This is a genomic window from Luteimonas salinilitoris (genome assembly GCF_041300785.1).
Lineage (GTDB): Bacteria > Pseudomonadota > Gammaproteobacteria > Xanthomonadales > Xanthomonadaceae > Luteimonas > Luteimonas salinilitoris.
This window is the reverse complement of record NZ_JBFWIB010000002.1, coordinates 465,898-479,664: the sequence shown is the minus strand read 5'-3', so window position 1 is coordinate 479,664 and position 13,767 is coordinate 465,898. Positions and strand designations below refer to the sequence as shown.

The window sequence follows — 13,767 nt, the reverse complement described above, 5'->3', positions numbered from 1 at the left end:
TGCAGGGCCGTTTGTAGCGGCCCTGCTAAAAAAGCAGGCCATCGTGGAGGGAACGATGGCCCACCCGTACCACATCAGAACTTGAAGGTGAAGGCCACCTGGTAGTTGCGTCCACTCTTGTACACGCCGAGCGGGGTGCGCTTCTCGGTGTCGTACCAGTAGTAGGTATCGTCGAGCAGGTTGGTGGCGCTGAGGGTGACGCCGAACAGTTCGTTGATCTGGTAGCCGGCGATCAGGTCGAGCTGCTTGTACGCGTCGGCGAACACGGTGGATTCCTGGCGCCCGATTTGATTGAAATATTCCGAGCGATAGCCGTAGTTCACGCGCACGTTGAACGGGCCTTTTTCGAAGTATGGGGTCAGCGTAAAGGCGTGTTCGGAGACGTACGGCAGGAACAGGTTGGTGCTGGTGCTGGTATCGGTATAGGTGTAGTTGGCGTTGATGCCGAAACCGCTGTCGAACGCCTGCTGATAATTCAGGGCAAGGCCGGTAGCCGTGGCATCGGCGACGTTGATCGGGCGGCTGATGGAATAGACGCCGGACACCCCCGAAATCGGATTGGTCAACTGCTGCTCAGTGGTGTTGGTCACGACGTAGTTGCTGATGTCGCGCCGGAACAATTCGGCGGCGAACATGCTGCTCGGAGCGAAATACCACTCGAACGTCAGGCCGTAGTTGGTGGCCTCGTAGGGTTTCAGGTCGACATTGCCGCCGCCGCCGGTAAATTCCTGATCGTTAAGATCCAGCGTTCCGGCCAGTTGGCCGTAGCGCGGGCGGGCCATCACCTTGGCCGCGGAGAAGCGCGCCACCATGTCTTCGCCCAGGTCGTAGGCCACGTTGAAGCTCGGCAACGGCTTGTAGTAGCTGCGGTTCGCCAGCGCCCGATCATAGCTGCCTGAGTTGTTGTTGACCCAGTACAGCGACTTGTCCGACGTGTCGACATAGCGCACGCCCAGGTTGCCGCGCCACTTGCCTGACTCGAAGTTCGCCTGCGCGTAAAGCGCGGTGGTGATTTCCTTGACGTCGAACGAGGGGCCGTAGTTGAAGTTGTAGGGACCGCGCGGCTCCAGCGTATTGAAGTAGGCGATGGCCTTGCCCAGGTCGGCCACCGGCCACGACGCCAGGTCGCCGCCCGCACCCAGGCCGTCGTAGAGCCCGCTGGGCGACAGGCCGCCCAGGATCTCGGTCAGGTTCAACGCCGAGACCACGTCCACCGCGTTCCCCCGCGAAGACACGCCGTTGTCGTGGTTGGTGTACTTGTAGCCCAGTTGGACCTGGTGGATGGGACCCCATTCCACGTCCTGCGTGGCGTCGAACTGGAAGTAGCGTTCCTTGTCGCGGCTGGTCTCGTAGTACTGGCCGCCGTACTGCTGGCCGGGGGCCAGGCCCCAGTTGGACGCATCGTTGTTGTCGTAGTTCACGATGGTGTGCGTGGCGTCGTATTCGAAGTCGAATCCGCCGCTCAGCAGCAGCGTCTTCATCAGGTATTCCGGATCCTTGCCGCCCTTGGCGCTGGTCGTGCCCGCCTGGGTGGTGAACACCCAGTTGTCGCCGTACCAGTCGTGGCGCAGGTGCAAGCTCCTGGTCTCGACCTGGCTCTCGCGCAGGTTGAAGTCGTGCTGCGCATAGGCGTCGCCGTCGACGTCGGCGGCGACCACGTAGCCGTCGTCGATGGTGGCGCTGGTGATCTGGCCGAGGCTGCAGGCCGGGCAGACGTAGCGCGCCTGGCTGAAGTTGTCGTACTTGCCCTTGACGTAGATGCCGGTCAGGTTGAACTCGTTGCGCTCATTGGGCTTCCACTGCAGCGCTGCCTGCAGGCCGTCGCGCTCGCGGTCCTGCTGGAAATAGGAACTGCTGATGCCGACCGGCAGCAGGGCCTCTGCGGGATCGCCTTCGCCGGTGATCGTGGCGGTGGCGGGCAGTCCGGTGACATAGCCCCAGTACTCGATGCCGGCGCGGGAAATGCTCTGCTTGTCGTGGGTGGCCGAGACCATGAAACCGAAGTCCTCGGCGTCGTTCTTCCAGCTCCACAGCGCCGAGGCGCGTGGATTGCCATCTTTCGAGCGGTCGTTGTAGTTGTAGCCGACCGAGCCGCGGACGGTGTTCCTGGGCAGGTCCAGCGGCTTGCGGGTGTGCACGATCACGGTGCCGCCGATCGAGCCTTCGTCGATGCGCGCTTCGGGGGTCTTGTACACCTCCATCAGGCCGATGATTTCCGGCGACAGCAGGGTGTAGTTGAAGGTGCGGCCGCTGGTGTCGGTGGGGTTGCCGCCCCAATCGCCGGAGGCGATGGTCTGGCCGTTGACCAGCACCCGGTTCAGCGCCGGGTCGGTACCGTTGATGCTGACCTTCTCGCCTTCGCCGAACTGGCGGTCGACGGTAATGCCGGGCAGGTGCGCCAGCGATTCGGCGGCGTTGGTGTCGGGGAACTTGCCGATGTCTTCGGCGCTGATCGCGTCGACGATGGCATTGGCCGAGCGCTTGACCGCCTGGCTCTTTTCGAGAGAGCCGCGATAGCCGGTGACGGTGACGGTGTCCAGCTGCTTGGCCTGCTCCGTGGAGTTGGGCGCCTGGCTGGCATCCTGCGCGTGGGCGTTGAACGCTATGCAGGCGACGATGGCTGCCGACAGTGCTGACTTGCGGTATTTCATGCCACTCTCCCGATCAATCAGTTGAATGCTGCGATAGTTGTGTAGTTGTCGAGCTGCTGTTGCTCCTTGGATTTCCACCCCGGGCGCCGGATGCACCCCCTCCGTGTCTGTGGTGTTGCGGTTGCGAATGCCCGTGTTCCCTAGTCCAGGTACCAATGCGCTGCGCCGACCACACCGAGCCGTCCGTGCTCGACCAGGCGCACGGGAATGCGCTCCAGCGCCGCGCGCATCGGTCCTTTGTTGAGGTAGCGCGCGACGAAGTCGCTGTTCAGGAGGAAGTCGCGGATCTGCGACGGGATGCCGCCGGCCAGGCGGATGCCGCCCTGTACGCCGTAGGTCAGCGCCATGTCGCCGACCACGCTGCCGAGGAAGCCGCAGAAGGTTTCGAGGGTTTCGCGTGCGAGCGCGTCGTCGCCGGCCTGCGCTGCCGCGGTGATCTGGCTCGGTGTGGACAACACGGGTCTCGCACCGCGCAGCACCGCTAGCGCGTTGTACAGGTTGAGGATGCCGGGGCCGGACAGCACGTGCCCGATCGTCACGTGCGCATGCTGCTTCAACAGTTGGGACAGCAGCGCGAGTTCGAGTTCGTTGCCGGCCGCCAGCGCGGCCTGGCCGGCCTCGGTGGCCAGCACGAAGGGGTGATCGCCACGGGGGATCCACACCGCCGCGCCGAGGCCGGTCCCCGGGCCCAGCACCAGCACCGGGCCGCGCACCGAGGCTTCGTCCGGTCCGGCGATGCGGGTGGTCTCCGCAGCGGGGAGGGTGGCCGCGGCGTAGGCCACGGCTTTGAAATCGTTGACCAGGCGCAGGTCGGCGAAGCGGAGGCGCTCGCGTGTCTCGCGGATCGACAGCGGCCACGGCAGGTTGGTGGCGATGACGGTGCCGTCGTCCAGCTCGTAGCCGGCGCTGGCGACCACGCCGCGGTCCACCCTGCCGCCGCCGTGTGCGGCGAGGAACTCGGTGATCAAGTCGGAGAGCGAGGCGTGTTCAGTGCAGTCGTACTTGTGGAACGCCAGCACTTCGACTGCGACTGGCTGCCCGGCAGCCCCGGCACGCACCAGGGCCAGGCGCGCGTGGGTGCCGCCGACATCTGCGGCGAGGAACGGCGTGCCGTCCAGTAGTGAACCCGTTGTGGCTGGATCGACCATTGCGAACACGCTCCCATCCCCGGATCCGCCATGGCGCCCGGTGGGGCGCCCGACATGGCCCGAGTTTGGATCGATCCAAACAACGATGTCAATGGCTTGTCATCGATTTGTGCCAAGGAGGGCCGGATCACTGGCAGCCGGCCTGTTCATCTACACAGGGTGCTGGATCGAGTTCGAATTTGTTGATATTTTTCCGTTTTAGAACGTTCCAGTAAGCCGAACAGTCGGGACAAGGTAGAAACAGGTAGGCATCCCAAGAACATTCGCCGGGACCGGCTGGTAGCGAGGAGAGGGCGTCGGACTGGGAGCGGAGACAGGTGAGACCAGGAATCTATGACAACGTAAGTCATGCCCGCGTTGATGCGCCGCTCGGCACTACGCCGTGCACCTGCCAAAGCCGCCGGCGATCGTCGAGGGAGTCCCATTGCCTGTATTTCGCCACGTGCGGCCACCGCGCTGCGATACGCGCCTGAACCAAGTCGGGAGACAGATCGACGCCATGCGCAGATCCACCATCAAGGACGTCGCCGAACGCGCCAAGGTCTCGCTGAAGACCGTGTCCCGGGTGATCAACAACGAATCATCGGTGGCGCAGGCCACGCGTGCGCGCGTCACGCAGGCGATCGCCGAGCTCGATTACGAGCCCGACCCGTCCGCGCGCAACCTGCGCAATGGCTTTTCGTTCGCGATCGGCCTGGTCTACGACAATCCCAACCCGTACCACATCATCGCGATGCAGAAGGGCGTGCTCGCCGCGTGCCGCGAGACCGGCTTCGCCCTGCAGATCCAGCCGACGGACTCGAATTCGCCGCTGCTGGCCGAAGAACTGATCGAGTTTGTGCAGCGCTCTCGCCTGGCCGGGCTGGTGCTGACCGCGCCGATGTCCGAGCGCAAGGACCTGGTCGACGCGCTGGCCGAGCGTGGCATCGCACTGGTGCGGATCATCGCCGCGACCGATGACCCGGCCGACGGCCTGCCGTGCGTCTACGTCGACGACCGCAGCGCCGCCTACGAGATCACCGAGCACCTGATCCAACTCGGCCACCGGCACATCGGGTTCCTGTGGGGTGGCCCGCGGCACCGTTCCAGCGGTGAGCGCCACGCCGGCTACGAAAGGGCGTTGCAGGACTACGGCATCACCGTCGACAAACGCTTGGTGGTGCCCGGCGACTACACCTTCGACGACGGCTTCCGTGGAGCGCGGCGCCTGCTCGCGCTGCACGAGCCGCCGACCGCGATCTTCGGCAGCAACGACGAGATCGCCGCCGGCGTGCTGGCCGCGGCGAAGTCCGCCGGCATCGACGTGCCGTACGAACTTTCCATCGCCGGTTTCGAGGACAGCCCGTTCTCGCGCCAGTCGTGGCCGCAGCTGACCACCGCCAAGCAGGCCACCGAGGCCATCGCCAGGCAGGCCACGCGCCTGCTGATCGCCGGCCTGCGCCGGCACGCCTACGCCGACGACGCGACGCCGCCGCGCAACCAGGGCTTCCTGCCGCAGCTGGTGGTGCGCGGATCGACCGCGCCGCTGCGTCCGCGCGCGACGCTGGCGAAGCCGAAGTAGAGCAGGGCGTGATCGCGCCGGCCTTCCACCGAGCTGTTGCAGATGGCCACGAGGGCCGTACCTGCATGACGGAGCTGGGCACCTGCTACGCGATGGGTCTGGATCGCTGCGTGGCGATCGCGCGCAACGGGCCGGCCTACAACTCCCGCAGGAACAGCCTGCGCGGTCCGACACCTGCAGCGCCGGACGTCATCGGTGGTGTTGCGGGAACGGCACCTCGACCGGATCTGGATTCCAGCTATTGGCAGATGATCCGCTTGGCGATCTAGCCCTATACTCGCTTCACCGCATCAGGAGGGGGTGGGGTATGAAGGGAATCGTTATTGTCGCGCTGTTGATGGCCGCAGCGCCCGTTGCAGCGCAGTCCATTCATAAGTGCGTAAGCGCTTCAGGCGAGACCTCGTACCAGTCCGATCCGTGCCCGGTTGGTCAGCAGGTCGCCAAATCGTGGGACGCCTCTCAGCCGCACGTATCGCGTTCCCAGCAGCGCCGTATCGATCGTGATCTCGGTGCCGCTCGGCTCGCTGCTGACCAACGGCGACAGCAGTTGCACGGTGCCTCCGGGGTCGCCTCTCATCGGCCGCCTTCGGCGTCCAGCGTCAACCGCCAGCGCTGCCAAGTTGCAAAGGCTCGTCGCGATCGCTGGTTGGCTGATAGTCCTAAGCGCACCTTCGTGCAGCGGCGCAGCATGGACGATATGGTCTATCAGGCCTGCAAGCCGTAGCCGGAGGCCCCGGGCCCGCGGTACGGGCGCGACCGGCCAGTCGCCAGCCACCCGCAGCGCGCAGCGGGTGTGCATGACCCGGCCGCCGTAGCTGTTTGCCGCCAAGGAATCACCCGTCGTGTCGATCGTGCCTGACGGCGTGACGGGAAGATATGAGCATGCGTTCGCCGGGGGCACGCTCACCGGGAGCTACGCTTCCGCAAGTAACACATGGTCTCTGAATGTTCGTAATACTGGAGCTAGTTGGGGGTATACAGTACAGACGGGCTACAGTTCGTTGGGCGGGTTCTCGTTCTTCGGTTCCATCTTCAACACTGGCTTCTGATCAAATCTTTCGCCGCCCGGAATGGCACGGGCGGCCATATTTGGGCCGATATGAGTAAGTCGTTAAAGGTCTTGATTTTCGGCGAATTGGCTGCTTGCCTGCTTGGGGCGAATGCCTTCGCGCAAGAACCGGTCATTACGCTCACGCCACCCGAAGGAGCCGCTGATCGAGCACTGGCAGAGGGAGACGTGCGGGCACTGGATGCGCTCATGGAGGAGGCGGTAGACTCGGTCGAGCGTGAGCTGGTCGCAGCCTACAAGGCTCGCGCAGAGGCGCGTTTGGGTGCCTCTGATGTGCATGCTCTTCGGTGTTCTGAACTGGCTCGTGCAGATATCGTCAAGAATTACGCAAGTGAGGCGAAGTGCCGCGCTCTTCTCGCAGGAAACAAGCTCATTGCGGGGGATATGGCGAGCTGGGTGACGCTGATGCGCAACGCGCTTGTCGCGGTTGAGGACCACGCGCGAGAGGAAGCGCACAGGATTTATCCGGGAAAGTTCACGCGCAACGCACAAGTTGCGCTTCCGGGCGCGGCAATGCTTCCTCGAATCGATTCAGGACGTCCTGAGTTCCGGAATCAAGGCACGTCGGAAGTTCTGAAGCGGGTTCCTTACCTCGACCAGGGGATTTCTCCGGAGGGCGTTCCGAAAGGTCCTTACTCGATACAGGCCAAAGCGAATGGCGAGCTTGCCGATTTCGTTTTCGATACAGGTGCTCATACTTTGATCGGTGGGGAACTGGCGCGGCGGCTCAACATCGATCTAGACTCTGGCTGGGGCGGAAACCTCAAGTTCAACATGTATCTTGAGGGTCGGCAGGTCAGAACGCAGCTCGTAACGCTGGAGAGCATTCAATTCGGTTCCTTTGAGGCCAAGAACATTACTGTACTGGTGAGCGAGGATCCCAGTCTCCCCAACATCATTGGATTCAATCTCATTCAACACATGAAGCCATTCAGGCTCACCGAGACGCAGCTGGAGATGACGGCTTCATCATCATGCGATTCCACATTTTCAATCGGATCTGATACGACTGGTGGGCGTGTGTTCCTAGTCGCATCTGTAGATATCAATGGAGTTGAGACGCCGGCCGACATCGACACTGGAAATCCCGGTCTGATGATGGAGTTCAATGCTCCAGTAGTTGCACCCTGGGACGTGGAATCGCAGCAGGTGACGGTGAACGGTCTGCGGGGCACGGTTGCGCGTGGCGACAAGGGAAGCGAGTACGGCACTTCCCATAATGTGGGAGCGGGCATCCTCGCAGGAAGCGACCTTTACATGGATTTCGCCGCGCGTCGACTCTGCTTTGAGCCTCGATCTGACCGGCGCTGATCGTCTGCTTTGGAGCTAGGAGCGTGAATGGACGCACAGCCCGACAAGGCAGCCGGTCAGTTTGAAGGCTTGGGTGATGGATCGGACGGACTGTCTCAGGGCTCCGGGACTAGCGCTGTAAGCGGGCTGAGTAATAGCGTTCATAGACGACGCGAGCGAGGCCTGCGAGCTCGCTACCGATTTGGTCCGGACCTTGTAGGGGTCCGCGTGCTTTACGAGCGTGCAGTCGTGCGGGTCGCGGATCGCGCGTCTACCGCAGCGGGAGATGCAATGCGATCGGGCGCGCATATTGTTCGCGCGCGGCTCGACGCTATGCGTCAAGACCTTTCAGCGTTGCGTTCCTCGGCGCACCAGTTCGGACAAGGCTGGCCATCAGGCCATCAGGCCATCAGGCCATCATCGTTCCTCCTGGACAGATGGCAGGCCAGCACTACAGCGGTAGCTGTGACCAGTACGTAAACTTCGCAATCTTGGTACTAGTTATCAAGTGTTGCGCAACCTCTGGCTCATGAAACAGAGGGTTTCCAGGGGGAACTCGGCGATATCATGTTGCATGTCAGCTTGCCCCGACTTCGTTGCGGCGGGGAACTGAACCCGGCGCAACATCTGCGGACCATCAACCGCGCACACAGCCATCTCCGGATTGGCACGTGTTGCGCGGCCACAAGGATATCCGAATCGCGCTTGCGGCAGATCGGACCGTCAGGCCGTTTTGGCCACGGTCGGCTTCCTTGCGGCATATAAAGGTGATATGGTGCATAAAGCATGCCTGAAACCGCATAAATAGGCGAGTACATAGCATACATGGAACATTTCTCGATAATCTTGGCCTTGCTTCGAGCCGCACTCAAAGACCCAAGCCCCGCCGTGCTGGGTCACGCTGGCCGCTTGCTGGCGGCCTTGCGTAAAGACGGTGAAGACCAGCAGGCCACGCAGCTGGCCAAATTGCTGGAGGGCGGGGAGCAATCGGGACGAATGCAGCCGAGCCGCGTTGTTCTCTCGAGAGCCGCACTCCCAGGGGAGGCGATCACTCCCAACGTCCGCCCACCGGTCGACAAGGAGACCGGGGCTCCGCTGGCCGACATCATGCTGCCCAACATGCTGGAGCTGGCTCAGGCGCCGGTGCTCAACAGCGCCTTGCGGGGCTCGGTCGACGCGTTGATTGAGGAATGGCGGCATCTAGACCGGCTGCGCGCCATGGACATTCGGCCGCCCTTGAATTGCCTGCTGTTTGGCGCGCCGGGGACCGGCAAAACCAAGCTGGCTCAGATCGTCAGTCGAGAGATTGGACTGCCTCTAGTGACGGCGCGACTCGATGGCCTGATTTCGTCGTACCTGGGCACTACTGCGAGAAATATTTCCGCGTTGTTTACCTTCGCAAATAGATACCAGTGCGTGCTGCTGCTAGATGAGTTTGATGCCATCGCCAAGGTGCGCGATGACCCCCATGAAGTGGGTGAGATCAAGCGAGTTGTAAACACACTTTTGCAGTGTCTTGATCAGCGCAGCCAACTCGGAATCACGATCGCTATCACCAATCACGACCAATTGTTGGACACCGCCATTTGGCGACGTTTCGATATTCGAGTATCGGTGCCGAAACCTGATCTTGAGTCCCGCTTGGACATTGTCAACCGATACGTCGCGCCCCTGGATCTTTCACAGCAGGAACGGCGATTTCTTGCTTGGCTGACGGAAGAGCTGACTGGCAGCGAAATTGAAACGCTCGCCAATGCCATTAAGCGCTCAGCCGCGATGAACCCGGGCAGCGAGTTTTCAGCCATCGAAGCACTAAAAGTGCACGCGATGCTTAGTTCCAACCATCACCAACACCCTCGGTGGGAACAGTTGTTGGGGCCTGTGGAAGCGCTGGCTGCAGCCCTGGGCTCCGATCGGGATCTGGACTTTACGCAAGACGACTTGGCGCGATTCTTCGGCAAGGATCAATCCACCATTAGCCGCTGGAAACGCAAGCATCGCGAGGTGTCGTAGTGCCCAACAATCCCCTCCAGGTCGTTCTCAACGCAAACGACTACCAGCACATCCCTGAGCGAACCGGCGGCGGTGCGGTCAAGGACTTCTTTCAGGGGCACGATGACGAATTCGTCGCTCACCGGGAACAGCTGTTGACCGATCTGGATCAGATCGGTCGCGCCATGGTTCGTGGGGACCGTCCCGTGTTGACCTATATGCACGTCACGCTGAACGAAGAAGCCTGGGCGAAAACCAAACGCCCGACTATGAAAGTCATGCCGCCGAGCAAGGTGCCGCTTGTCGGTGGTACCAATCTTGGCGACATGATTGTGGAGCTGACGCCGGAGAACATTGAGGCGATCCGGGGCAGCATCAGTGCGGCTGAGAAAGACGTGCCGATGGTGCCGGACAAGGAGACCAACGTACTCAAGCCCAAGCCCTCGCGAGAGCGTGGCGAAGTTGGTGCCATTCGGGCGCTTCGAGCCCATCGCGCTGCAGACCGCCGGGCGTTTTCAGCGCAGGAAGCCATTGCGTGGTTGGCCGACCCGCGCACCGGCGGCATGTACTTGGTGGAAACGTTCATCGATCCGCGTCCGCAGGATTCGAAGGAGATTCGCCGCCTACGCCAGCGTGCCGTCGAGGCGTTTACCCACCTCCAGGAGGGGCTTGCGCAATTGGAGCTGCCGCTGGAAGTCGAAGATACGAAAGAGCGGTGGCAAAGCGTGCGGCTGCTCTTGCTGCGTCTAGGTAGCAATCAGGTGGCCGATCACGAGACGCTGCTTCGCTTTCTCGATGAGCACCCCATCGTGCGCCGCGTAGCCTTGCCGCCCATTCTGAAGGCCGAGCATGCGGCGCAGGGCCCCGCGGCAGGAGCCATCGCCGCGATGGCGGCGCCGCAAGCGGCCGGGGCGTATCCAGTGCTGGGCATTATCGACACCGGCGTGTCGATCATTCCGACATTGGAACCGTGGTGTGTCGGTCGCACCGATTTGGTACCGGGAGCAATTCAGGACCGATCGCACGGGACTTTCATCGCGGGGCTGTCCGCAGCAGCGCAAGCCCTCAACCCGCATCCGGTTTTCGGCGAAGTGCCCTGCAAGTTCTTCGATCTGGGGCTTCATCCCACCCAAGCCGACGTCTATGACGATGTGTATCCGCGCGGGTTCATGGATTTCCTCGAGCAACTTGACGCCGAGCTTCCGGTTGCGGTCGCGGCAGGGGTCCGCATTTTCAATATGAGCCTGTCCATTGAGCGCCAGGTCTCCGACGCCGGCTACAGCGACTACGCCACCATCCTCGACGAAATTGCCGACAAGCATGACGTCATCTTCGTGCTGCCCGCTGGAAACTTGGAAGCCGCCATCTGTCGTCCCGCCTGGCCCGATGAGCCGGCGGACGTCGCGCAAATGCTAGCCGGCTACCGGCATATCGGACAGGATCGATTGTTTCAGCCGGCCGAGAGCGTTCGCGCGATCTCTGTGGGTGCGGTGGATCCGCCCGATGCCAATGGTCAAATGCGCCCAACGGTCTATACGCGACGTGGCCCCAGCACTGCGTTGGGATTGAAACCGGACGTGGCCCACGTGGGCGGGCAAGGCGGGCGCACGCCCAACCTGTTCTCGGTCGGCTCCGGTGGCCAGCTCACCAGCGGCAGCGGTACCAGCTACGCCGCGCCCATTGCGGCCAAGACGCTCGCTGCCCTGAATCATCTGATCGAAGGCGATCTCCAGCGCGAGACGTTGATCGGACTTCTCATTCATCACGCAGCGCTACCGGCGCCGCTCGGCCACGCTCAAGTGTCGAAGTTCGCTGCCGATTTCGTGGGTCATGGAGTGCCGGCGCACGCGCTGGATATGTTGGTCACCGATGATCACCGCATCACGTTGGCCTTCATCGGCACCTTGCAGGCGTCCCACGAGCTCGCATTTCCGTTCACTTGGCCGGGAAGTCTAGTTTCCGCTAAGGGTGCGTGTCGCGGTCGAGCCCGCTTGACGCTGGCCTACCGCACGCCGACCCATCGGCAATTCGGCGCTGAATACGTCCGAGTGAACATGGAGGCCTACCTTCGCCAGGAGCACATTGACACGACCACGGGCGAAGTCAGTTGGAAAGGGCGGCTCAAGTCCGAAGGTAAGATCTACGAGCGTCACTTGATTGAACATGGCCACAAGTGGTGGCCGATCAAGCGGTATGAGCAAGCCTTGCCTAAAGGGCAGGGAAATTCCTCGCAGTGGCGACTGGTGGTCGACTCGTTGTGCCGCACGGACGTGGAGTTTCCCGCCGAGGGCATTCCGTTCGCAGCAATCCTGTCGCTCGACGATCCGCGCGGGCAAGCCTCGGTGTTCGATGAGCTGCGCCAGACGTTGCGCAACAGCGGCGCGAAAATTGCCGATATTCGAACGGCGCAGCGAGTAGTGCCGCGTGTGTAATCGGATCGCTTGTGAATATTCTCGCGGATCAGCTGAGCCATGCGTTATGTGTCAGCTGGTTGCGGCGTTGATTGGTGTGATCGTTGTTCCCTAACCTCGAGCTACTTCACTGGAGAGATCGAAATGGCCAAGAAGCAATCAGGCAACAAAACGTCCACGCTCGCTGCAAAGGTATTGTCCGGCAGCAAGAAGGCCACGCAGGCGGATGCGAAGAAACTCGCTGGGTCGGTGCTCGGCCAGGACGAGAAGAAGGGCAAACGCTAACACCAGCGACTCAGTTGAACTAAGCAGAAGTTAGCCAATCTGGAGTGTCCATGATCAAGTTGATGTCAGACAGGTTGAATGGGCACAGGAAGTACGAAAAGTACTCCCAAATGCCAGATTGGCTGGTGGCACTGTTCGCTATCTCGGGTTTCCTGATCGCTGGATTCTACGGCTTCGTCTTGCACGAGGTCCTGCCCGGCTACCTCGAGATGGCGAACAAAGCCCCATTGAGCGAGTGGGGCAGCAAGGGCCTGCTCGTCACTGCCATGTTGGCTGGGCTTGGCGTCGTTACGTGGCATTTTGGCTGCGTTGCTTGCTGCTGCAATGGCATCCTTAGCGAGCGTTGGTACAAAATGATGCTGATCATTGCTGCCACAATAGTTTGCGGAGTACCTGCTGCATGAACTTTACGCACTACGACATGGGTCAACTGAGCTCAGGCCAAGTCGTCGAAGTCGCGTTGTCCGGGAGCGCCGCAAACGTTCGGTTGATGGATTCATCGAACTTCAGCAGCTTCAAGGCCGGCCGACGGCATCGGTACATAGGCGGGTTAGTCAAGCAGTCGCCCTATCGAATGCAGGTTCCAAACTCGGGACGTTGGCATGTCACAGTCGACATGATTGGCCTTCGGGGAACGGTTCGATCAACCGCCCGTGTCCTCGCGGGAGCACTGCCCACGGCGCGGTCTCTTTCTCTTGCGAGCGTTCCGAGCCTGGTGCAAGGCGAAGGGCCGCCAGGGTTCGATTTTGTTGCTCGCGAACATGACGTGTTCATTTCGCATGCGTTCGAAGACAAAGACGCAGTGGTCAGGCCGTTGGCAGCCGCTCTCGTCGCCGAGGGACTCAACGTCTGGTATGACGAGTTTGAGCTGCGCATCGGGGATAGTTTGCGAAGAAAGATTGACCAGGGGCTTGCCAATAGCCGCGTGGGGTTGGTTGTTCTATCGCACGCGTTCATTGCAAAGGGCTGGACCAACTATGAACTCGATGGAATCGTGACGCGATCGGTTTCAGGGGAGCAGGTTCTGCTTCCAATTTGGCACAACATATCCAAGCAGGAAGTTGTCGCATACAGTCCGTCGCTGGCCGACAAGGTGGCTCGAAGTACGGCCACACATACCGTCGAGGAAATTGCCAAGGAAATTTCCGAACTCATCGAGAGCAGGCGTTAACGACGCGCAATGCTTCCAGCAGTCCGCTTTCGGCAGCACCATCCTGGGAAAACGTCATGAGGAGCTGTCGGTAGACGAGAGAGCGATCTACGACACCAGTCGATTCGTACTTGCTATCTGCCACATCCCGCTCCGGAAGGTCGGGTTGTCCCGACCGTGGGCTTCGAGCGCAGCTCGGAACGCGCTTTC

11 protein-coding genes are annotated in these 13,767 nt (G+C 61.6%); 9 read left to right on the top strand and 2 right to left on the bottom strand.

All coding sequences use genetic code 11. The features are described 5' to 3' along the window. Positions 1 to 74 precede the first annotated feature (74 nt). Positions 75 to 2,651, bottom strand: coding sequence for a TonB-dependent receptor (locus tag AB5T46_RS05485; protein WP_370562850.1), 2,577 nt, complete (start codon positions 2,649 to 2,651; stop codon positions 75 to 77). Between the two features lie 140 nt (positions 2,652 to 2,791). Next, a complete protein-coding gene (locus AB5T46_RS05480; RefSeq protein ID WP_370562849.1) occupies positions 2,792 to 3,799 on the bottom strand; it encodes a glucokinase in 1,008 nt (335 codons plus the stop codon). 499 nt (positions 3,800 to 4,298) lie between these two features. On the opposite strand from AB5T46_RS05480, the gene AB5T46_RS05475 reads away from it, so the two are divergent. From AB5T46_RS05475 to AB5T46_RS05435, 9 genes are all read left to right on the top strand, one after another. Next, positions 4,299 to 5,360: a LacI family DNA-binding transcriptional regulator gene (locus AB5T46_RS05475; protein ID WP_370562848.1), complete on the top strand. Its 1,062-nt coding sequence runs from the start codon at positions 4,299 to 4,301 to the stop codon at positions 5,358 to 5,360. A gap of 8 nt (positions 5,361 to 5,368) precedes the next feature. Beyond that, positions 5,369 to 5,629, top strand: coding sequence for a hypothetical protein (locus tag AB5T46_RS05470; protein ID WP_370562847.1), 261 nt, complete (start codon positions 5,369 to 5,371; stop codon positions 5,627 to 5,629). 38 nt (positions 5,630 to 5,667) lie between these two features. After that, the gene (locus AB5T46_RS05465) at positions 5,668 to 6,084 is read left to right on the top strand and encodes a DUF4124 domain-containing protein (RefSeq protein ID WP_370562846.1); all 417 of its coding nucleotides are present in this window, start codon (positions 5,668 to 5,670) and stop codon (positions 6,082 to 6,084) included. Positions 6,085 to 6,459: 375 nt separating this feature from the next. Next, the gene (locus AB5T46_RS05460) at positions 6,460 to 7,740 is read left to right on the top strand and encodes an aspartyl protease family protein (RefSeq protein ID WP_370562845.1); all 1,281 of its coding nucleotides are present in this window, start codon (positions 6,460 to 6,462) and stop codon (positions 7,738 to 7,740) included. Between the two features lie 804 nt (positions 7,741 to 8,544). Further along, complete coding sequence (locus AB5T46_RS05455; protein WP_370562844.1) at positions 8,545 to 9,732, top strand: AAA family ATPase; 1,188 nt, start codon at positions 8,545 to 8,547, stop codon at positions 9,730 to 9,732. Then, positions 9,732 to 12,143: a S8 family peptidase gene (locus AB5T46_RS05450; RefSeq protein ID WP_370562843.1), complete on the top strand. Its 2,412-nt coding sequence runs from the start codon at positions 9,732 to 9,734 to the stop codon at positions 12,141 to 12,143. Before AB5T46_RS05455 ends, AB5T46_RS05450 begins: the two co-directional genes overlap by 1 nt. A gap of 123 nt (positions 12,144 to 12,266) precedes the next feature. Then, positions 12,267 to 12,407 carry a hypothetical protein gene (locus AB5T46_RS05445; protein WP_370562842.1) on the top strand — a complete coding sequence of 47 codons (141 nt, stop codon included), beginning with the start codon at positions 12,267 to 12,269 and terminating at the stop codon, positions 12,405 to 12,407. Positions 12,408 to 12,457: 50 nt separating this feature from the next. Further along, a complete protein-coding gene (locus AB5T46_RS05440; protein WP_370562841.1) occupies positions 12,458 to 12,811 on the top strand; it encodes a hypothetical protein in 354 nt (117 codons plus the stop codon). Next, positions 12,808 to 13,578 carry a DUF1883 domain-containing protein gene (locus AB5T46_RS05435; protein ID WP_370562840.1) on the top strand — a complete coding sequence of 257 codons (771 nt, stop codon included), beginning with the start codon at positions 12,808 to 12,810 and terminating at the stop codon, positions 13,576 to 13,578. Before AB5T46_RS05440 ends, AB5T46_RS05435 begins: the two co-directional genes overlap by 4 nt. Positions 13,579 to 13,767 lie beyond the last annotated feature (189 nt).

Coding starts and splice junctions, on each gene's coding strand:
- AB5T46_RS05485 (WP_370562850.1), bottom strand. CDS start 2,651: ATGAAATACCGCAAGTCAGCACTGTCGGCAGCCATCGTCGCCTGCATA.
- AB5T46_RS05480 (WP_370562849.1), bottom strand. CDS start 3,799: ATGGTCGATCCAGCCACAACGGGTTCACTACTGGACGGCACGCCGTTC.
- AB5T46_RS05475 (WP_370562848.1), top strand. CDS start 4,299: ATGCGCAGATCCACCATCAAGGACGTCGCCGAACGCGCCAAGGTCTCG.
- AB5T46_RS05465 (WP_370562846.1), top strand. CDS start 5,668: ATGAAGGGAATCGTTATTGTCGCGCTGTTGATGGCCGCAGCGCCCGTT.
- AB5T46_RS05460 (WP_370562845.1), top strand. CDS start 6,460: ATGAGTAAGTCGTTAAAGGTCTTGATTTTCGGCGAATTGGCTGCTTGC.
- AB5T46_RS05455 (WP_370562844.1), top strand. CDS start 8,545: ATGGAACATTTCTCGATAATCTTGGCCTTGCTTCGAGCCGCACTCAAA.
- AB5T46_RS05445 (WP_370562842.1), top strand. CDS start 12,267: ATGGCCAAGAAGCAATCAGGCAACAAAACGTCCACGCTCGCTGCAAAG.
- AB5T46_RS05440 (WP_370562841.1), top strand. CDS start 12,458: ATGATCAAGTTGATGTCAGACAGGTTGAATGGGCACAGGAAGTACGAA.
- AB5T46_RS05435 (WP_370562840.1), top strand. CDS start 12,808: ATGAACTTTACGCACTACGACATGGGTCAACTGAGCTCAGGCCAAGTC.